The sequence below is a fragment of the Allocoleopsis sp. genome, from assembly GCF_036703385.1.
In the GTDB taxonomy this organism is placed as follows: Bacteria; Cyanobacteriota; Cyanobacteriia; order Cyanobacteriales; family Coleofasciculaceae; genus Allocoleopsis.
Genome location: NZ_DATNPA010000550.1, coordinates 1 through 19,226, shown reverse-complemented (window position 1 = coordinate 19,226; position 19,226 = coordinate 1). Strand labels below are relative to the sequence as shown.

General features: G+C 46.7%; 16 protein-coding genes and 1 tRNA gene. 15 read left to right on the top strand and 2 right to left on the bottom strand.

Going from position 1 to position 19,226, the window contains the following annotated elements; genetic code table 11:
- Window positions 1-562: 562 nt before the first annotated feature.
- From alr to V6C93_RS26900, 3 genes are all read left to right on the top strand, one after another.
- Complete coding sequence (gene alr, locus V6C93_RS26910; protein WP_333479744.1) at window positions 563-1,765, top strand: alanine racemase; 1,203 nt, start codon at window positions 563-565, stop codon at window positions 1,763-1,765.
- Window positions 1,766-2,110: 345 nt separating this feature from the next.
- The gene (locus V6C93_RS26905; RefSeq protein ID WP_333479743.1) at window positions 2,111-5,575 is read left to right on the top strand and encodes an eIF2A-related protein; all 3,465 of its coding nucleotides are present in this window, start codon (window positions 2,111-2,113) and stop codon (window positions 5,573-5,575) included.
- 40 nt (window positions 5,576-5,615) lie between these two features.
- The gene (locus tag V6C93_RS26900; RefSeq protein ID WP_333479742.1) at window positions 5,616-6,464 is read left to right on the top strand and encodes a mechanosensitive ion channel family protein; all 849 of its coding nucleotides are present in this window, start codon (window positions 5,616-5,618) and stop codon (window positions 6,462-6,464) included.
- Between the two features lie 101 nt (window positions 6,465-6,565).
- Here V6C93_RS26900 and V6C93_RS26895 read toward each other — a convergent pair whose 3' ends face one another.
- Window positions 6,566-7,837 (bottom strand): glycosyltransferase family 1 protein, encoded by a 1,272-nt coding sequence (locus V6C93_RS26895; protein WP_333479741.1) that lies wholly within the window; start codon window positions 7,835-7,837, stop codon window positions 6,566-6,568.
- Between the two features lie 614 nt (window positions 7,838-8,451).
- Here V6C93_RS26895 and V6C93_RS26890 point away from each other — a divergent pair.
- The 7 genes from V6C93_RS26890 (at window position 8,452) to V6C93_RS26860 (ending at window position 15,298) form a co-directional block, all read left to right on the top strand.
- Window positions 8,452-8,543, top strand: a tRNA-Ser gene (locus V6C93_RS26890).
- Window positions 8,544-8,708: 165 nt separating this feature from the next.
- The gene (locus tag V6C93_RS26885; protein WP_333479740.1) at window positions 8,709-9,968 is read left to right on the top strand and encodes a branched-chain amino acid ABC transporter substrate-binding protein; all 1,260 of its coding nucleotides are present in this window, start codon (window positions 8,709-8,711) and stop codon (window positions 9,966-9,968) included.
- A 200-nt stretch (window positions 9,969-10,168) separates the two neighbouring features.
- On the top strand, window positions 10,169-11,245 hold the full coding sequence (locus tag V6C93_RS26880; protein WP_333479739.1) for a branched-chain amino acid ABC transporter permease: 1,077 nt from the start codon (window positions 10,169-10,171) through the stop codon (window positions 11,243-11,245).
- A 164-nt stretch (window positions 11,246-11,409) separates the two neighbouring features.
- Window positions 11,410-12,972: a branched-chain amino acid ABC transporter permease gene (locus V6C93_RS26875; protein WP_333479738.1), complete on the top strand. Its 1,563-nt coding sequence runs from the start codon at window positions 11,410-11,412 to the stop codon at window positions 12,970-12,972.
- The gene (locus V6C93_RS26870) at window positions 12,972-13,757 is read left to right on the top strand and encodes an ABC transporter ATP-binding protein (RefSeq protein ID WP_333479737.1); all 786 of its coding nucleotides are present in this window, start codon (window positions 12,972-12,974) and stop codon (window positions 13,755-13,757) included. Before V6C93_RS26875 ends, V6C93_RS26870 begins: the two co-directional genes overlap by 1 nt.
- Window positions 13,744-14,451 carry an ABC transporter ATP-binding protein gene (locus V6C93_RS26865; protein ID WP_333479736.1) on the top strand — a complete coding sequence of 236 codons (708 nt, stop codon included), beginning with the start codon at window positions 13,744-13,746 and terminating at the stop codon, window positions 14,449-14,451. The genes V6C93_RS26870 and V6C93_RS26865 overlap by 14 nt, the downstream gene beginning before the upstream one ends.
- A 370-nt stretch (window positions 14,452-14,821) precedes the next feature.
- Entirely contained in the window at window positions 14,822-15,298 is a 477-nt protein-coding gene (locus V6C93_RS26860) for a hypothetical protein (protein ID WP_333479735.1), read from the top strand.
- A 208-nt stretch (window positions 15,299-15,506) separates the two neighbouring features.
- On the opposite strand, the gene V6C93_RS26855 is transcribed toward V6C93_RS26860, so the two are convergent.
- Entirely contained in the window at window positions 15,507-15,647 is a 141-nt protein-coding gene (locus tag V6C93_RS26855; RefSeq protein ID WP_333479734.1) for a hypothetical protein, read from the bottom strand.
- A 339-nt stretch (window positions 15,648-15,986) separates the two neighbouring features.
- Here V6C93_RS26855 and V6C93_RS26850 point away from each other — a divergent pair, with 339 nt between their 5' ends.
- From V6C93_RS26850 to V6C93_RS26830, 5 genes are all read left to right on the top strand, one after another.
- Window positions 15,987-16,649, top strand: coding sequence for a hypothetical protein (locus V6C93_RS26850; RefSeq protein WP_333479733.1), 663 nt, complete (start codon window positions 15,987-15,989; stop codon window positions 16,647-16,649).
- Window positions 16,650-16,694: 45 nt separating this feature from the next.
- The gene (locus tag V6C93_RS26845) at window positions 16,695-16,985 is read left to right on the top strand and encodes a hypothetical protein (protein ID WP_333479732.1); all 291 of its coding nucleotides are present in this window, start codon (window positions 16,695-16,697) and stop codon (window positions 16,983-16,985) included.
- Window positions 16,986-16,995: 10 nt separating this feature from the next.
- Window positions 16,996-18,132 carry a hypothetical protein gene (locus V6C93_RS26840; RefSeq protein WP_333479731.1) on the top strand — a complete coding sequence of 379 codons (1,137 nt, stop codon included), beginning with the start codon at window positions 16,996-16,998 and terminating at the stop codon, window positions 18,130-18,132.
- Entirely contained in the window at window positions 18,129-18,932 is an 804-nt protein-coding gene (locus V6C93_RS26835) for a phage baseplate assembly protein V (RefSeq protein ID WP_333479730.1), read from the top strand. Before V6C93_RS26840 ends, V6C93_RS26835 begins: the two co-directional genes overlap by 4 nt.
- A gap of 12 nt (window positions 18,933-18,944) precedes the next feature.
- The coding region (locus V6C93_RS26830; RefSeq protein ID WP_333479729.1) for a hypothetical protein at window positions 18,945-19,226 on the top strand (282 nt) is incomplete at its 3' end.

Genomic DNA, 19,226 nt, shown 5'->3' with positions numbered 1-19,226 from the left:
TTATTGATTTAGCCGCTAATCTTTGTCTATTCACGGTTGTGATTCTGTCCATTCACACCTGTGAATTATTTATCCAGTTGCCAAGTTAAAATGATAAGAATGGCTGGAACTGTGACCTGTAAATAGTAAGACATTGCTGATACAGAAATAGTTTCTTTCCTGAAATGACGATAGCGAAGCGGTAGCATGAAGCGAAGCTATAGCGAGGAATGAGCGTCAGTAGACCTCTTGCATAAATCCTGAAATGCCCCCTAAATCCCCCAATTCTGGGGGACTTTGAAACTCTTCCCCCAAAGTTGGGGGGTTAGGGGAGCAAAAATCGAATGAGAGCAAGAGGTCTAGTATTTGGTCAGAACAACTAGGGTTCGAGCGATAAATTGTCGCCCAAATGCTGATGCTCGCAAGTTAGACCTAGCGCGTCACGCTTTGCTGCTAGCACACCATGCTACGCAAACGCTAACGCTAACGCCCTTACCTAAAATTTTGATGACTGAACCGAAGCTGTAGTTCTCCAGGAATTCTGAATGTAAAATTTAAAGATTTATGTGAGGAGTGAGTTGTTATGCAAGAGCTAAAGCGAACAACTGGAGTGACGACGAGGAAGTTAGAGGGGGGATTTCCCCTCACAGTTGATGCGTTTGGCGACCTTTGTCAACGTGCTTGGGTAGAGATTGACCAAGGGGCTTTATCCCATAATGTGCGACAACTGAAACAACTTTTGTCAGCCCCAACTCAATTGATGGCGGTGGTAAAAGCGGATGCCTATGGTCATGGGGCAACGATGGTTGCTCGAATTGCCTTAGAGGCGGGTGCGAGTGGGCTATGTGTTGCTACGTTGCAAGAGGGGATTCAACTGCGGGAAGCAGGAATTGAAGCGCCAATTTTGCTGTTGGGGGCGATGAATACTCCTGAACAAGTGAATGCGATCGCACATTGGCAATTGGAACCCACAATTTGCACCCCCGAACAAGCTTGGATGTTTTCTGAAACGCTGAGTGGGTTGAAAAAAACCCTACCCGTACACCTGAAGCTAGATACCGGAATGTCACGGTTGGGGATGCCTTGGCAAGAGGTTACACAATTTGTGCGGTTAGTCAAGCGATTACCCTATTTAAAAATTGCTAGTATCTACTCTCATCTGGCTACAGCAGACAGTCCCGATCCCACAATTATGAGACTGCAACATCAGCGATTTGAAGATGCGATCGCACAACTTCGCGATGCTGGGATCAAACCACCCTGTTTGCACTTAGCCAACTCCGCTGCCACCTTAGCCGATGCATCCCTGCATTACGATTGGGTACGTGCAGGACTTGCCCTATATGGGCTTTACCCGGCTGAACACTTGCGACATGCGGTTGATCTCAAGCCAGTGATGCAGGTGAAAGCGCGAGTAACACAAGTGAAAACGATTCCCCCTGGCACGGGTGTTAGCTATGGTTACCAATTCATTGCGGACAAGGAAACACGGATTGCGATCGTTGGCATTGGCTACGCGGATGGGGTTCCTCGGAACCTCTCCAATAAGATGACTGTCCTCATCCGAGGTCAGCAGGTGCGGCAGATTGGAGCGATTACAATGGATCAGCTGATGCTCGATGTCAGTGCCATTCCCGATTTGCAGACTGGGGAAGTCGTCACGCTGATTGGGCAGGATGGAGACTTATCAATTTCAGCTGACGACTGGGCCGAGACGTTAGGAACGATCTCCTGGGAAATTCTTTGCAGCTTTAAGCATCGATTACCCCGTGTGGCAGTAGGATAACTGGACTAACGCTGGGCCAATTATAGCCGTGAGGATTGACCACTGGCTTAACTATTCCACTGCCCATTTTTGGATCTCACAATAGCAACCTTGGAGTAACCCAGAGAAACCAACAGGACTTACGCCTAGCCCCCCAATTCATCGGGGGTTGGGTGGATCGACAACATTGAAACATTAGAGATTGTGTAAAGGATACGTAAGTCCTGACCTAGGCTAATTTGATAATTATCTGTGTTGAGCGGTATGCATCTACGGGTTGAAAAAAGACAGCTTGCATAAGTAGAAAGGTACGAGAGCTATATATAAAAACTATGTAGTATTTAATGGAAGCAAAGGCTTTATTCCATGAAAACTGAACTCAACCAGGCATATGAATATCAGGTCGGGGGAAGTCTACCGAGTGATGCACCCAGCTATGTAATGCGTCAGGCGGACCCTGACTTGTATAACGGATTGAACGAGGGGGAGTTTTGTTACGTCCTCAACTCTCGGCAGATGGGGAAGTCTAGCTTGCGAGTACGTACCATGAAGCGACTGCAAGCGGAAGGAGTTGCTTGTGCGACTATTGATCTTGCCGCTATTGGCGCTGGAAATATCACACCAGAACAATGGTATGCCGGGGTGATTGACAGCATCGTTAGCAGTTTAGAGCTTTATGAAGCATTTAATTTGGGGCCTTGGTGGACTGAGCGCAGTTGGCTGCCCAGTGCCCAGCGCTTGAGCAAGTTTATTGGAGAGGTTTTGCTAGAAATAATTCCGCAAAATATTGTAATTTTTGTAGATGAAATTGATAGTATTCTTAGCTTAAATTTCAATAGTGATGACTTTTTTGCAGTCATCCGTGACTGCTATAACAAACGAGCGGATAATTCTGATTACCGACGATTGACATTTGCCTTAATTGGGGTAGCGACACCTTCAGATTTAATTGCCGATAAGCAGCGCACTCCTTTCAATATTGGTCGGGCGATTGAAATGATCGGCTTTGAATTACATGAAGCTCAGCCGTTAACTGTAGGATTAGCACAAAATACGAACAATCCTCAAGTGATACTGCAAGCGGTGTTGGACTGGACGGGAGGGCAACCCTTTCTCACACAAAAGGTTTGCAAGTTAATCCTAAATACGGAGTTCGAGATTCCTACAGTACATGAGCAAGAGTGGGTGGAGGAGTTGGTGCGATCGCACATCATTGAAAATTGGGAACCTCAGGATGAACCAGAGCATCTAAAAACGATTCGCGATCGCATTTTAAGCAATGAGCAACGTACTGGACAACTACTAGGGCTGTATCAGCAAATTTTACAACAGGGGGAAGTGGCAGCTTCTGATAGCCCCGAACAAATGGAATTACGGCTGACTGGATTAGTGGTTAAGAAAGACGGAAAATTAAAGGTTTATAACCCTATCTACGAGTCAGTTTTTAATAAAGATTGGGTGGAAAAAAAGTTAGCTAATTTGCGTCCCTACGCGGAAGCAATAACGGCTTGGCTAGTCTCAGATTGTCAGGATAAATCCCGCCTGTTGCGTGGAAAAGCGTTGCAGGAAGCGATTGATTGGAAAGCCGGGAAAAGATTGAGTCATGAGGATGTACAATTTTTAGACGCTAGCCGCGAATTGGAAAAATGCGATTTCAAACGCGCCCTACAGGCAGCTCAAAAGGCTAATCAGCTTTTAGAAACAGCACAAAAGAAAGCCCACCGATTAATTGGCATTGGTGCGACTGTCCTCACTCTCTCCTTAATTGGGGCAACCTTGGCAGGGGAATGGGCCAGGAATGCCTTTAGAATTACGCGAATTGAGCAAACAAGCGCTATGGCTTGGCAACAGGTTGAGATCGCGCCGATAGAAGCCTTACTCTTAGCCATGCAAAGTGGACAAGACCTAAAAGCTTTAGTCAAGGATGGTCATCCTCTGGAAAAATATCCAACAATCAGTCCAATGTTGGCTTTACAGCGGATTCTTGATAACATCCGTGAACAACATCAGAAAAATCTGATTAACACTTTTCAGAGCGGCGTCAACAGTATCAGTTTTACTAAAGATGGCAGGCAACTGGCTATAGCTGTAGTTGATGGCAGCATCAATCTGTGGGATCTCAACACACAGAAGTCGAAAAAACTATTTATTGCTCATCAAAGCAGTGTCAGAAGTGTCCGCTTTAGCCCAAATGACAAGCTCTTGGCAACAGCGTCTGAGGATGGCAGGGCAAAACTATGGACTCTCAACGGACAAGCGTTGGCAGAATTTAAAGGCCATAAAGGCAGTGTCAACAATGTCCGTTTTAGCCCGGATGGCAATCTGCTTGCAACATCTGGAAAGGATGGCACGGTAAGGTTGTGGAACCTCAATGGACAGCAATTGATAGAAATTCAGGCTCATCGCGACAGTATCAACAGCCTCGACTTTAGCCCAGATGGTAATCTTCTCGCATCAGTTTCTAAGGATGGTACGGCAAAACTATGGAAGCGTAATGGCAAGCAAGTGGCAGCATTTGAGGGTCATCAGGGTAGTGTCAACAGTGTCAGCTTTAGCCAGAATGGAGAGCAAATTGCTACGGCTAGCGATGATGGCACAGTCAGGCGGTGGAATTTTTTAGGACGACAGCTAGCAGAATTTAAAGGTCATCAGGGCAGTGCTGAAACCGTTCGTTTTAGTCCAGATGACAAGCTTCTTGCCACATCGGGAAAGGATGGCACAGTAAGGTTGTGGGAGCTTAATGGCAAACTGTTGGCAGAATTCAAGGGTCATCAGGGCAGTGTCGAGAGCATCCGTTTTAGCCCAGATGGCAAGCAACTAGCAACAGCGGGCAAGGAAGATGGCACGGTAAGGCTGTGGCAAGTTCCACAAAAGCCGTTGATCACGCTAGAGGGACATAAGAAGAGTGTGAGAAGTGTCCGTTTTAGCTGGGATGGCAAGCTCCTAGCTACAGGGTCTACGGATGGTACAGTCAGACTGTGGAATCTCTCTGGAAAGCAGTTGACTACATTACGGGTCGATCTTAGCGGTGTCGAGAGTGTCCGGTTTAGTCCGGATGATAAGCTCTTGGCTACAGCCGGCAGAGACGGCAAGATCAGGCTGTGGAATATCGATGGGACGCTTTGGCGACAATTCAATGGTAATCAAGGCACTCTTTGGAGTGTCAACTTTAGCCCGGATGGCAAGCACCTTGCCACTGCTGGAAACGATAATACAGTAAAGGTATGGGATCTCAAGGGCAATCGGCTCAAAAAATTCGAGCATCAAGCTAAGGTCGAGAGTGTTAGGTTTAGCCCGGATGGCAAGCTTCTTGCCGCCGTGGGAAATAATGGTACGGCAATGCTGTGGAATCTCGATGGAACTTTGTTGAGACAATTAACGGGTCACAAAGGAAGTGTTAACACTGTTGCTTTTAGTCCAGATGGCAAAAACTTGGTCACAGCAGGAGACGATAATACGGTAAGGCTGTGGGATCTCAATGGCAAGAAGTTGGCAGAATTTCAGACATATCAGGGTAGAGTTAGAACGATTAATTTCAGCCCAGATGGCAAGCTGCTGGCGATTGGTGGAGATTATGGCACAGTTAGGCTGTGGAATTTCTCAGGACAACAACTTGCAGAATTTAAGGGTCATCAAAAGGGCGTGATTAGGAGCGTCTATTTCAGCCCGCATGGCGAACTCTTGGCGACAGCTTCTGATGATGGCACGGTGATTCTGTGGCGTATCAGAAGATTAGATGAATTGTTAGCTGATGGCTGCAATTGGCTAAGCGATTACTTTGATACCCATCCCGAAGCCCTCAAGAAACTAGAGGTATGTAAAAAAAGATAATAACTACGAACTGTCTTGCAGCAAAAAAAGTAAGTTCCCTATGACGAGTTTGGCTTTTGATGTGACACCCGTGCTCAACCGTTTTGATATGGCATCGTGGTTTAACAAAAACCTGATCGATTTAGGCTTTCAGGTTGGGACAAAAGTCCTATGGGCACTTGCCATTCTCCTTATCACTCGCTACGCGATTGACCTAGTTGCTCGCTTCACGCGCAGAGCGTTCAATCCGGTTGAGCCAACGTTGCGTAAATTTCTGATTCAGGCTTCAGAAGTCCTAACGCTGGTGGTTGGAATGGTTGCGTTCTTGAGTGCCTTGGGAATTCAAGCTACCAGTTTAGTGGCTGTAGTAGGAGCCGCCGGTTTAGCGATCGGTTTGGCATTGCAGAATACCTTATCCCATTTCGCGGCAGGTGTAATGCTCCTGAACCAGCGTCCGTTTGAAGTGGGAGATTTCATTGAAGGCCCACAGGGGGTCAAGGGTGTGGTGGATGCGATCGGTATTTTCTCAACCACCGTGATTACGCCAGACAATGTCAAGATTACCGTACCCAACAACAATCTCTTTAGTGGAGTCTTGAAAAATACGACAGCAATGAGGACGCGACGGATAGATTTGAAAATTGATATTGGCGATCGCGCGATTGAACCGACAATTACTCTGCTGTTGTCCTTAGCGCAACCCCATCCCCTCGTTTTAAGTAATCCAAAAACCACTTGCCATGTGGCATCTATTTCTCCGAAATCTACCACGCTGTACTTGCGCCCTTGGTGTAGAGCGGACGTTTATGAACAGGTACAGTCCGAAATTCTACAGTTGGTCAAAGAAGCACTGATAGAGGGCAACTCATCAGCGAATGGAGAACACGAATTAATTGATGACCCTTGGTAAACCGAGAATTCATCCTGCGGTTAGAAGAATCAGGCTATCACACAGAAGTAGGGGCAATCCCTCTGTGGTTGCCCCTTGATTAAGCGGATCGCTCAACGAGTTTAAGCGCTAACTGGCTCCAACGCTTTCACTGGTTGTTCTTCCAGCAACTTTGTGTAGAGTTCGCTCAGTTGATGCGCGACACCATCCCAGCTAAACTTCTCCTCAACACGCTTTCTTGCGCCTTGACCCAGTTGGTCCCTCCAGTCGGGGTTAGAGAGAATCCGGTCGATCGCTGTTGCGAACGCAACTTCATCTTTGGCGGGTGCCAAAAGACCGGTTTCTTCAGGAACAACGGTGAATTGCAAACCACCGACATCGCTGGCAACAACGGGTGTGCCGCACGCCATCGCTTCGATCGCCACTAAACCGAAGGGTTCGTAATGGCTGGGAACTACACAAACGTCAGCAGCGGTGTAGTAGGCGGGTAAGATTTCATCGCTGATGCGTCCGGGGAAAATCGTGAAGTCGCTCATTCCAAGTTCAGCGACGATTTTCTCAATCCGTTCACGCTCTATGCCATCACTTTGACCGGGGCGAGAGCCACCACCAATCACGAGCTTCAGCTTTTCCTTACCCCGCAACTGCGACTGACCTACGGCTCGCACCAGGGTTTCAATGCCCTTGCGCTCGTCAAAGCGTCCCACATAGAATAGCATTTTGGCGTCTGCATCGATGCCGATCGCAGCACGCGCAGCTTCCTTACTCAAGGAACCAAAGCGGTGAATGTCAGTCCCGCAGGGAATGATGTCGATGTTGCCTTTTGTCGAAACGAGCGATCGCATATGTTCTTTTTCCTGCGGACTCGTCGCCACAATTCGCTCTGCCGTCTCCAATACCGCCTTCTCAACGCCCAAACGGGTGGTTGCAATCATAGGGATCGTTGTCACCGACTTGTATTTAACGGCACCCAGGGAATGGTAGGTATGAATCTGCTTGAGCGCTTGACGCTTCTTTAGCTCCATTCCCACCCAGGAGGAAATCCAGTAATTCGTGTGTACCAAGGAATACTTAATTCCAGACTCTTGTTGAAACTTAACCAGTTCCTCCACAAACGTGCTGGCATACCCAAAAATCTCGTCTCGCGGCACGAACTCCTCTGGACCGGCTGTTAAACGAATGGTCCGACAACGCGGACCATGCTCAACAATTTTCGGTTGTTCCGCGCTTGAGCAACGGGTAAACATATCAACATGCCACCCTTGGTGGGCAAGAGCTTCACCCACTTGGCGCACATAGACGTTCTGTCCCCCAGCCTCTTCTTTGCCGATTTCCACTGCTGGGTCACCGTGTACCGAGATCAGAGCAATGTGCTGTTTGCTTGTAATGTCCATAGGTTTGATTTGTTCTGGATTTTGACGAAGGTTAAAACGGATCGGCGGTTTATCTTTTACCCCTCTTGTCCCTCATCACGAACTTTCTTCTATTTTATTTAAGAAATGTTAAGAGTCAAGGGTGGAGCTTTACCTCTCCTGATGGGCAGAGATTTTTGACTAGCCTAAAAATTCCAGCGTCTAGCCAGTCAATTAACGCGAATCGCGCTTTAGCCTCGTAGATTTCTCCTCCAATTGCCCGGAAAGTAATGAGCTTTCCTCAAGAAAGAGGGAACGCTTTCCTCTTCGCAGAACAGTATACCGTTGTGCGCGTAAAGTTGCAAAATGTAAATCTAATGCAACTGAGGAACCATGATTTACCAAGGATTAGAGGGAAATTTCACTTTTTAGACGCCCCAATAAAGCCAAAATAGAGCCGTCGCCGCCAACTGGAAAAATTTGTTAGGCTAGTCAAGCATCGTTTAACGCCGTGCGAGTAAAACCTCGTAAGGATTTTGCCGCAGTTGTTGACCCATACCGCTAAAGTGCTACACTGATAAAGCGGTCAAAAAGGATTGACTATTTGATAAGTGTCAACCGTAGTCAAAACCTAGACCAAAACTGAAAACCCGCCTGGAGAGGTGGCTGAGTGGTCGAAAGCGGCAGATTGCTAATCTGTTGTACGGCAGGTAACTCCGTACCGAGGGTTCGAATCCCTCCCTCTCCGTTAAACCATCAATATTTACCCTTCGTCGCTTGATTCAAGCTAGGCCGTAACTGCATTGGTGTTTCAAGAACCGTTACCAGCCATCAGCCTAGAGGAAGATGCACTTAAGATGTAGATTTATTCAATTGTGATCTACTGGTGACAGTAGAGGAGAGAAACATCCAGATGAATAAACTCGCTTCAGCTAATGGCATCAACCCTCGTTTGGCGATCGCCCTAGCCCTCACGACCCTAGCTACAGGCTTTTTCACGACAGCTTGTACAGGTAAGGGAGGAACCGCCGCAGATGGGAACACCGTCAAAATTGTTTCAAGTCTGCCCATGACAGGAAGTGGCATAGGTCAGAATCAAACCATTGTGAATGGGATCAAGCAAGTTCTTGATGAAACCAACTCAACGGCTTGTAATGGCAAGGTCAAGATTCAGTATGAGTCCTATGACGATGCCACTGCTGCGGCTGGAAAATGGGACCCAGCGCAAGTAACCTCAAACGCCAACAAAGCTGTTGCAGATAAATCTGTGGTTGCTGTGATTGGTCACTTCAACTCCGGTGCGGCTAAGCTATCCATTCCCATCCTCAACAAGTCCAACTTAGTCATGGTTAGTCCTGCCAACACCTACCCAGGCTTGACTAAACCAGGAAAGGGCGAAGCCAATGAGCCTAACGTTTATTATCCCAATGGCAAGCGCAACTATGCGCGTGTGGTTCCTGCTGACGACCTTCAGGGGGTTGCGGGGGCTAAATGGGCTAAATCACTAGGAGCCAAAAAAGTTTTTATTCTCGATGATCAAGAACTTTACGGCAAAGGGCTTGCGGATATTTTTGAAGCCACTGCTAAGAAGGAAGGGTTACAAGTTTTAGGACATGAAGGTATCGACGCCAAAGCCAGTGAATATAAAGCGTTGATGACCAAAATCAAAGCCCTCGGACCCGACCTAATCTACTTTGGGGGCACAACCCAAACCAACGCTGGACAATTAATTAAGGATATGCGTAACGTTGGGATGGGTGCGGATAAGGTCAAATTCATGGGGCCGGATGGCACCTTTGAAAAGGCGTTGATTGATGCGGCGGGTAAAGATGCAGAAGGCGTTTATGCCACCTTTGGCGGCGTGCCAGCCAAAGAGCTAAAGGGGACAGGCCAAAAGTGGTATGAGAGCTACAAGAAAAAATACACAGCAGAACCCGAAGCCTATGCAGCTTATGGCTATGAATCTGCAAAGGTGATTGTGGATGCCATTAACAAAGTCTGCAAGAACGACCGTGACGCCATTCGAGAAGCTGTCCTGAATACCAAAGACTTTAATGGGGTACTCGGTACTTGGAGTTTTGATCCCAATGGCGACACAACCCTTACTACTTTGTCAGGAAATGTTGTCAAAAATGGCAAGTGGGAGTTTGTAAGCGTGCTCAAGGCGCAGTAAGTTGCACCATTAGCTCACTCTACCTGGTCGTTAGTCCTGAGTTGAGGGCCAATAATCCCTCGACGGACTAGGGACTCATCACGGATTCATGAGCCACATTAGTCCGCAAGCGCTTTGCACAATAACTGATAGCGAGTCAACGCGCGTCTAAGCTTCGCTCTATAATCTATACGCACTATAGCAACCTCTGACCAACCGCTATGAAACGATGGCGCAAACCCCTTCTATACCTTCTTGTCGCCTACCTGATCCTCTTGTTAGGCCCAATTGCTGGGTTGGACATACCCCGAATTATGGGAGATATCGCTCGTGACCCTCAAGTTTTGATTCAACAAATCTTGGTGGGTCTCGTTAACGGTGGGATCATTGCCATTATTGCGCTGGGCTACACTTTGGTCTACGGCATTATTGAGCTGATCAATTTTGCTCATGGGGACTTGTATATGTTAGGTGCATTTGCCTCCCTCACGGTGATTGGTGCCTTTGGGGTTACAGATGGTGCTTCCCTGCAAGTGGCTATCCCAGCGATGTTAGTGGCTTTAATTATCGCAACTGTTGTTTGTGCAGGTTTAAACATTGTTACGGAGCGATACGCCTACCGACCGTTGCGGAATGCCCCTCGGCTGGCACCGTTGATCTCAGCCATTGGGGTGTCGTTTATTTTTCAAAATACGGGATTGTTTTGGGGTGGACTTAAATCGTTTATCCCAGTTATGGGGGCTAATGCGGCGGCACCCAAAAGCTTTCCTGATTTATTGCCCCGTATTGATATTCTCAAAGCTATGGGCATTGAGTCTGGTATCGTCTTTACCACCAAAGACTTAATTGTGTTGGTTGTTGCCGTGGCGTTAATGGTGGGGCTACATCTGTTTGTGCAGTACACCCGTCTGGGTAAAGCCATGCGGGCAACCGCTCAGAATCGGGATGCGGCGCTGATTATGGGGATCGATGTGGATCGGATTATTGCGCTGACATTTTTAATTGGTGGGGCACTGGCAGGAGCTGCTGGGTTGTTGGTTGGACTCTATAACAACACTATTGTGTTTACGATGGGCTTTACGGCAGGGTTACGCGCTTTTACCGCTGCTGTGTTAGGCGGAATTGGCAACATCATCGGTGCCATGTTGGGTGGGGTGTTAATTGGGCTGCTTTCTGCATTAAGTGACCAATATCTCTCTAGCCGTTGGACAAATGCTTGGGTGTTCGCCGTTTTGGTGATTATTTTGGCATTCCGACCAGGGGGTTTATTGGGAGAAAATGTTCAGGAAAAAGTTTGAGGGGTTGAAGGTTGAACGTTGAACGTTGAAGGTTGAAGGTTGAACGTTGAACATTGAAGGTTGAAGGTTGAACGTTGAACATTGAAGGTTGAAGGTTCTAACCTACTAACCTGCTAGCTTGCTCGCCCTGCAACTTGCAACTCCTCTTTGGGCAAATTATAAAAATGACACAGCAGATTATTAAGACAATTAAATCGAGTGGTATTTTAGGGGCGATCGCAGTTTTAACCGTACTACTATTTGGTGGTTGGAGTGGTACGGTAATCGGTTGGTTGCTGGGTTCGGCAGCAGGTTTCATGCGCTGTCAAGGAAAGAGAATTCTCTCGCCGCAAGAGGGAGTGCGCCTCGGCGCGCTCGCAGGGCTAGAATTGGGAATTTGGCTGTTGCTCGCTAGCCTGTTGCAAGCGCTGTTGGCACCGATTTTAGGACAACCAACAGTCGCTCTATCGGACAGTTTTCAGTATGGTATCTTGGCTCTGGTCGTTGCCACTTTAGCTGGAGGAGTCATGGGAGCCTTGCAAGGTTTACCCAATGAGCGCAGGAGAGCAGCAACGCTGGTAACCTTAGCCTTTATTTTGATTATCTTTCCTTTTGTTGATCAATTGGCTCAGACGAACTGGATCGCCACCATCATCCAAATCCAAATTTTTATCATGCTCGCCTTGGGACTTAATATTACGGTGGGCTATGCGGGGTTGCTGGATTTGGGCTATGCGGCGTTCTTTGCGATCGGTGCTTATACAACTGGCTTTTTGTCCTCGCCGCAGCTCAACATGGAGTGGAACTTCTGGCTGGTACTTCCCATTGCCGCCGTTGTTGCTGCAATTTTTGGTGTAATTCTGGGGGCACCGACATTGCGCCTGCGGGGTGATTACCTAGCTATTGTTACCCTCGGTTTTGGGGAAATTGTTCCTGTTGTCTTTCGCAATTTAACCGGGGTACGAATTGAGGAACCTATCTCTAAAATTTTGGGGAGCTTAGTGGGTCATCCAGAACGGGCGATTTGTTTAGTAGGATGCGATCGCGCCCTTAATCTAACAGGAGGTGAAGCTGGGATCAACCCCATCGGTCGCCCTACTCTCCCGTTCATCGGCACCTTTGACGCTAGCGACTATCTGCCCTGGTATTACTTAATTCTATCCCTGGTTGTATTTTCCTACTTTATGATCTCTCGTCTGAAAGATTCTCGATTGGGACGAGCCTGGACGGCTATCCGTGAAGATGAACTCGCCGCTAGCGCGATGGGAATTAATCTGGTTCAAACAAAGTTATTAGCCTTTGCGATGGGCGCAACATTCTCCGGATTTGCAGGTGCTTTTTACGCCGCTAATATCAGCGCCATCTTTCCCAGTGTGTTTGATTTCTCCGTTTCCGTGATTATTTTGTGTATGGTAATTTTGGGTGGCTTAGGTAATATGAGTGGGGTCATCCTAGGGGGAATTATTATCATGTCCGCCGATCGACTCTATCTCCCCCAACTGGCGCAAGTTTTAAAGAGTTTCCTAAATACTTCCGTATTACCGAATATTGGGAGTCCGCCGTTGAGAGACTTTATTGCGACGAGTATTGACCCGATCCAGATGCGTCTGTTTCTGTTTGGATTAACCTTAGTCATTATGATGATTGTCCGCCCAGAGGGACTGGTACCAGATGCCCTACATCGTGCCGAACTGCACTCCGAGAATGAGGCAACGCAAGAGTCTTTAGCCGACGCAAGGAGCCAATAATGTCACTGCTGGAAGCCCGTCAGCTTACAATGCGCTTCGGAGGACTGACCGCCGTTAAACAAGTGGATTTTAAGATTGAAAGAGGTATCATTGCGAGTCTGATTGGCCCCAATGGCGCAGGCAAGACGACCTTTTTTAATATGCTCACAGGGATATACGTCCCTACATCGGGTGAGTTACGGCTGGAGAATCAAGATATTACCGGAGCAACTCCTGACAAACTAACCAGCTTGGGAATTGCTCGGACGTTCCAGAATATTCGCCTGTTCAATAACATGACGGTGTTAGAAAATGTCTTGGTTGGTAGGCATTGCCGCCTTAAGACCGGTTTAGTCGGTGCCTTACTGCGTCCCCCAAACGTGCGTCTGGAGGAGCGTAAAGCAAGGCAAAAAGCACTGGCTATGCTTGACTTCGTGGGTTTAGGAGCCTCAAAAGGGCCGGAGTTAGCCAAAAACCTCTCCTACGGTGATCAGCGTCGCTTGGAAATTGCCAGAGCGCTAGCCTCGGAACCCAAAATCCTGCTATTGGATGAGCCAACGGCTGGGATGAACCCTAATGAAACGGCTGATTTAACTCGTTTTATCCATCGCATCCGGGATGAATTGAATTTGAGTATCTTGCTGATCGAACACGATATGAAGGTGGTCATGGGCATTAGCGACAAGGTTAGTGTGATGGAGTACGGCTCTAAAATTGCAGAAGGAACGCCTGCCGAAGTTCAGGCTGATCCCCGTGTGATTGAGGCTTATCTGGGTAAGGAAGAAGATAGCAGTGCTGGAAATTAAAGACCTTCACACTTACTACGGCAATATCCATGCTCTCAAAGGCATTTCTCTCAACGTTGAACAGGGCGAAGTTGTTAGCTTGATCGGCAGTAATGGAGCGGGTAAAACAACCACGCTTCGCACGATTCAAGGGCTGTTGAAACCTCGTCAGGGTAAAATCCTATTTGAAGGGAGTTCTTTGGAGTCACTATCGGCACAAGCGATCGTCCGTTTAGGCATTTCCCAGAGTCCTGAGGGGCGTCTAATTTTTCCTCGGATGACGGTGCAAGAAAACCTGGAAATGGGGGCTTTCTCCCGCCAGGACTCGGTTGGCATTAAATCCGATATAGAAAAAGCCTTGCATCTTTTCCCTCGCCTGAGAGAACGAATCAATCAAAAAGGGGGAACGTTGAGTGGTGGTGAACAACAGATGCTAGCGATCGCACGAGCAATGATGGCACGACCCCGCCTATTATTGTTAGATGAGCCGAGTATGGGTTTAGCTCCCATGCTAGTCAGCCAAATTTTTGCGATTATTCGAGATATTAACGCCCAAGGAACCACAATTTTACTGGTTGAACAAAATGCCCGGATGGCATTAACCGTCTCTCATCGAGGCTATGTCCTACAAACGGGTCAAATTGTTCTGGCAGGTACCCGTCAAGACTTGCAATCGAATGAAACCGTTCGTAAAGCTTATCTGGGGGAAACATAAGATTATTTGACTTTGGACAAATGAAGACGTAAAAAACTTTAAAGTAACTTACATTCCGACTCCAGTCAGATTTTGACTAGCCGTACCCCCCTTCATTATTGATCATGATAATCAAGGTGAGGGGAGGGGTGGGGGGAGGCGAGCGCTTCTTCACCGATGCTGGGTATCCCAGGAGTCAGGGTGGAACAAGAAAGGGAGGGAACAGAGAAGAGTTTGTTCCTACTCATTACCCTCCTCTACAGGTTTATGGGCGGAGTTATTTAGTCACCTCAGAATACCTGAATTTTTACTATAATTAAACTTTTTAAAGTTCAGCTTTTAACAGTTATCCAGTGTTAAACTTTAACAAAACAGCTTGAGAGATTCAGGAATGAACATTATCCCTTATCAACCGGATAGAAGCTTGTATCAATCGACTAAATTGTTAAGTCATTGGAGTGAAGAAGATGGCATTTCATATAGTTATGCTATTTGGAAAACATTGAGTTTTATTGGTAATATTCTTTGGTTCCTTTTTTTACTAGTGTTTTTAGCCGCTGCCTCTGTTGTTTGGATTTGGATTGCTAGCTTTCGGAGTGGCTGGCAATTCTGGAGTTGGTTCAATGCACAACCCAATGATCAGACAATCATCGCAACTAACCTGGTATACCACTTCATCATTATGGTGGTATCTCCGTTTGCTCTGTTTGCTAGTTGGTCGCAAACACAGCTTCAGAAATGGTTAGGAATTTCCTTTCCCTCTGAAGTTAACCTGCGCGCTATCATTGAAGAGCAATTGGGTTTTAAACCGTTGGGGTCTGAATTTACCTGTCTTCCAACATCTAAACAAGAATCCCCTGATAATTAATCTTCCCCTACGAATAGAAAAATTGCCGAATATCAGCTCCCCCTTGTATCTGAATCTAAGAGCAATGGGGGTTTAATTTTTAGAATCCAATAGGATTCTATCGGTGAGTTTTTATACTGATCAATCTTTACATAATCGTTCCCTCTAGGAGCTAGCTTCCTGAACCGTTTCAAATGTCGGCAAAGAGCTAGATGAAGACAATCATTCTTCATTCTGTTGTAGGAGGTGGGCTGGATGTTTCAGCTTTTGTGGCTTGGCTAGCCAGAGTGCGGAACAAATTTGCCATAAAACCGAGCATGAATGCCAAAGTAACGGGAACGACAATCAGCCAAAAGATGATAATAGGCATAATCCTGTCTCCACACCAACTGCTTCCAATTATGCAACGCACTCATCGAAACGCCAATAAAATCTCGTAAAATAAACTAAAATTAAGTTTTGACAAAAAATATTAAAACCTATAAAAAATTAACAACGTAGGTGAAATTGGCAATCAGGTGCTATATTAGTCTGATTCAGAATTCACTAAAACTGTTTATCAAGCTCAAGTTCAAACCTTTATCTGGACAATTCCAAAATAATTGATTAAAAAATAATGATTGCAGATAATTGTCTGTAAGGATTAGGGTGCTGTAAGGTCATGCTCTAGCAAGATAAAAGCCCTATTTAAGCGAAGGAATAGTGCCTCGTGACGACTTTCCCTGGTTCCCCAAAATTACCCAAGGGTGCGATCGTTGCTGTCGATTCATCTACAAATAGAGTCGTCAGCACAGTCACATTCCAGTACAATCCAGAGACACTAACACGAACCCTTCAGCCGCAAGTAGCGGGTGGAGGAGACGGTGCGAAAGTTGAAGCTTTGCGCCTGGAAGGAGCGCCTGTAGAAACTATCAAACTCGATGTTGAACTAGATGCTACAGATCAACTCGAACTTGCAGAAAAAAATGCGGTTGAATTGGGTATCTATCCTCAACTCTCTGCGTTGGAAACTCTAATTTATCCCCAAAGCACACAAGTGGTTTCCAACATGCAGCAGTTAGAGCGGGGCATGATTGAAATGGTGCCAATGGAAGCCCCGATGACGTTGCTCGTTTGGGGGAATAAACGGGTACTTCCTGTCCGTCTCACTGATTTCAGTATTACAGAAGAAGCTTATGATGTTAATCTCAACCCCATTCGGGCTAAGGTATCCTTGAGTTTGCGCGTTTTGAACTACAACGATTTACCGTGGGGGAAACAGGGAGCAAAATTATTCCTCGCCCATCACAAAAGTAAAGAACGGATGGCAGTTAAAGGCAGTGTTAGTAATCCTGCTGCCATCACAGGAGTCAATATTAATCAACGTCTTTAAGACATTCATCTGTTCATTTTTGGATTCATATTTAATTACAAAACTATGTTTGAGCATACTAGCCGCTACTACAACTTAGAAACGGCACAATACACGGCTCCAGATGGACGCAAAATTGCATACAAACGTCGTCGTTTTTTACCGCAGGGGCAAGCGATGCCGTTGTTACAAGAATTCATGCTAGTAGAAGGCGATCGCTTAGATTTAATTACTCATAATACCTTAGGGGATGCCGAGCAATTTTGGCAGGTGTGTGATGCTAATAACACCCTGAATCCCACCGAACTCACGGATGAAATTGGGGAGACAATCCGCATCCCAATGCCGCAGGTTTGAGGAGGTTGCGATGCCGCTGGGAATTAACCTTACCTTGTTAATTGGTGCGAATCAACCTAAACCTGCTCCTCGGTTGCTGATGGAAGCGATTCAAAGTGTTGAAGTTACTTATAGCGATGAAGGGTCTTCTGGCTTTCAAATAATCTTTCGGGGGGGACGGGCTGGACGCAATGATTTGCAGGATTACCAACTGATTAAAAATCCTCTCTTCCAAGTGTTTAATCGGGTGATTTTAGTCGTGACAATGGGCGCAACGGCTCAAGTCTTGATGGATGGCGTTATTACAAATCAGCAGCTTTCACCGAGTATGACGCCAGGGGGTTCTACGTTCACCATTACGGGTGAAGATGTCAGCGTCATGATGGATTTAGAAGAAAAATCGGTAGAACATACGGCTCAAGATGAAGCTACCATTGCTCGTCTGTTAGTTAGTAATTATTCTAAATACGGTTTAATTCCCCAAGTTGTGAATCCCCCCGTAAGAGATCAACCCACTCGAAATGAACGAATTCCTTCTCAACAAGGCACCGATCTAGAGTATCTTAAAGCGATCGCACAACGCTTTGCCTACGTCTTCTACGTCATTCCCGGCCCCGCATCCGGGAGTAACACCGCCTACTGGGGACCACCACAGCGTAAAGGTCAAGCGCAGAAGGCATTAAGCGTGAATATGGGTTCTTTTAGTAATGTGAACTCGATCAACTTTCAGAATAATGCCTTAGCAGCAACAGCCGTAGAGGGAAGCGTTCAAGACCGCAAAACGAACAAAATCCGACCCGTACAGGAATATAACAGCGATCGCCCCCAATTAGCCAAGCAAGCCGCACTCACTCAGCAATCTCATCGACGCCTCAAACAGTTTCGCCAAACCGGCAGAGAAACCGCCCAAGCAGACGCCCACGCCCAAGCAATAACCGACCGTTCTGTGGATGATGTGGTCACAGTTACAGGAGAACTTGATACCCTGCGCTACGGGGGCTTGCTGCAATTACGAGGATTGGTGGGTTTGCGAGGGGTAGGACACAGCTACGACGGATACTATTACGTCAAAAATGTCACCCACAAAATTAGCAAGGGGGAATATAAACAGAATTTCACCATTACCCGCGAAGGACTCGGAACCACAACACAAAGGGTGTCAATATGAGACAATTTTTCGGAAAATATCGCGGTAAAGTAACAGAGAACAAAGACCCCTTAAATTTAGGTCGAATTCAAGTTAGCGTTCCCGCAATTTTCGGAGAGGGACGCCAAAGTTGGGCATTGCCCTGCACTCCTTATGCAGGTAAAGATATTGGCTTTTTTACGATTCCACCGATTGACGCCAATGTTTGGGTGGAATTTGAAGGTGGCGACCCTGATTATCCAATTTGGAGTGGTTGTTTTTGGGGTGAAAATGAATTGCCGCAAAACGCCAAAGTAGAAGATCCCGTTAAGGTTCAGGTGTTTAAAACTGATGGTATTACAATTACTTTAAGCAATTTAGGGAATAACAAAGGGTTAACGATTGAAGTTGATAAGCCAGTGGTAGATAAACCCCTAAAAATGGTCTTTAATGCCGATGGCATTGAACTGAATAATAACAACAAAACGACTGCCAAACTCATGGCAGAAATTATTGAATTAAAGAATGGGGAATCCTCGACGGTTACGATTGCGGGGGATAGTATCCAACTCAAAGAAAGTGCGATTGAAGTTAAAATGACGGCTAACAGTATCGAACTCAACTGCAATCCAGCCACGGTAAAGTTAACGACTTCTTCAGGAATTGAAATTGCGAATACCCCAGCAACAACAAAGATTAGCTCGTCGGGCATTGAAATGAGTAGTACGCCAGCCAATGTCAAGATTGCATCGTCGGGAATTGAACTGAGTTATCCCATTGCCAATATTAAGCTTTCTCCGATTGGTGTGAATGTGAATAACGGTGCGTTGGAAGTGATGTAAAGAGGTGCTAATATGCCTGGTTTTCTACTCAATGTTGGTTCTACAGTGATTTGCGCTCATGGAGGACAGGCAAAACCTACCGTCCCCAATCCTAGAGTGCGGGTGATGGGAATGCCGGTGACAACGCAAGGCCCCCCATATGCGATCGCAGGCTGTGCCAATCCCCCTCCACCCGCTAACGTTGGCCCCTGCATTATTGGCAATTGGGTGATAGCTGCATTGCGAGTCAAGGTAATGGGAATGCCGGTTCTCATGCAAGATAGTCAGGCGATTTGCGTTCCTACCGGGACACCG

Excerpts from the sequence above, each read along its gene's own strand:
- V6C93_RS26875 (WP_333479738.1), top strand. The coding sequence starts at position 11,410 with ATGACACAGCAGATTATTAAGACAATTAAATCGAGTGGTATTTTAGGG.
- V6C93_RS26885 (WP_333479740.1), top strand. The coding sequence starts at position 8,709 with ATGAATAAACTCGCTTCAGCTAATGGCATCAACCCTCGTTTGGCGATC.
- alr (WP_333479744.1), top strand. The coding sequence starts at position 563 with ATGCAAGAGCTAAAGCGAACAACTGGAGTGACGACGAGGAAGTTAGAG.
- V6C93_RS26845 (WP_333479732.1), top strand. The coding sequence starts at position 16,695 with ATGTTTGAGCATACTAGCCGCTACTACAACTTAGAAACGGCACAATAC.
- V6C93_RS26840 (WP_333479731.1), top strand. The coding sequence starts at position 16,996 with ATGCCGCTGGGAATTAACCTTACCTTGTTAATTGGTGCGAATCAACCT.
- V6C93_RS26895 (WP_333479741.1), bottom strand. The coding sequence starts at position 7,837 with ATGGACATTACAAGCAAACAGCACATTGCTCTGATCTCGGTACACGGT.
- V6C93_RS26870 (WP_333479737.1), top strand. The coding sequence starts at position 12,972 with ATGTCACTGCTGGAAGCCCGTCAGCTTACAATGCGCTTCGGAGGACTG.
- V6C93_RS26860 (WP_333479735.1), top strand. The coding sequence starts at position 14,822 with ATGAACATTATCCCTTATCAACCGGATAGAAGCTTGTATCAATCGACT.
- V6C93_RS26900 (WP_333479742.1), top strand. The coding sequence starts at position 5,616 with ATGACGAGTTTGGCTTTTGATGTGACACCCGTGCTCAACCGTTTTGAT.
- V6C93_RS26835 (WP_333479730.1), top strand. The coding sequence starts at position 18,129 with ATGAGACAATTTTTCGGAAAATATCGCGGTAAAGTAACAGAGAACAAA.
- V6C93_RS26905 (WP_333479743.1), top strand. The coding sequence starts at position 2,111 with ATGAAAACTGAACTCAACCAGGCATATGAATATCAGGTCGGGGGAAGT.
- V6C93_RS26855 (WP_333479734.1), bottom strand. The coding sequence starts at position 15,647 with ATGCCTATTATCATCTTTTGGCTGATTGTCGTTCCCGTTACTTTGGCA.
- V6C93_RS26880 (WP_333479739.1), top strand. The coding sequence starts at position 10,169 with ATGAAACGATGGCGCAAACCCCTTCTATACCTTCTTGTCGCCTACCTG.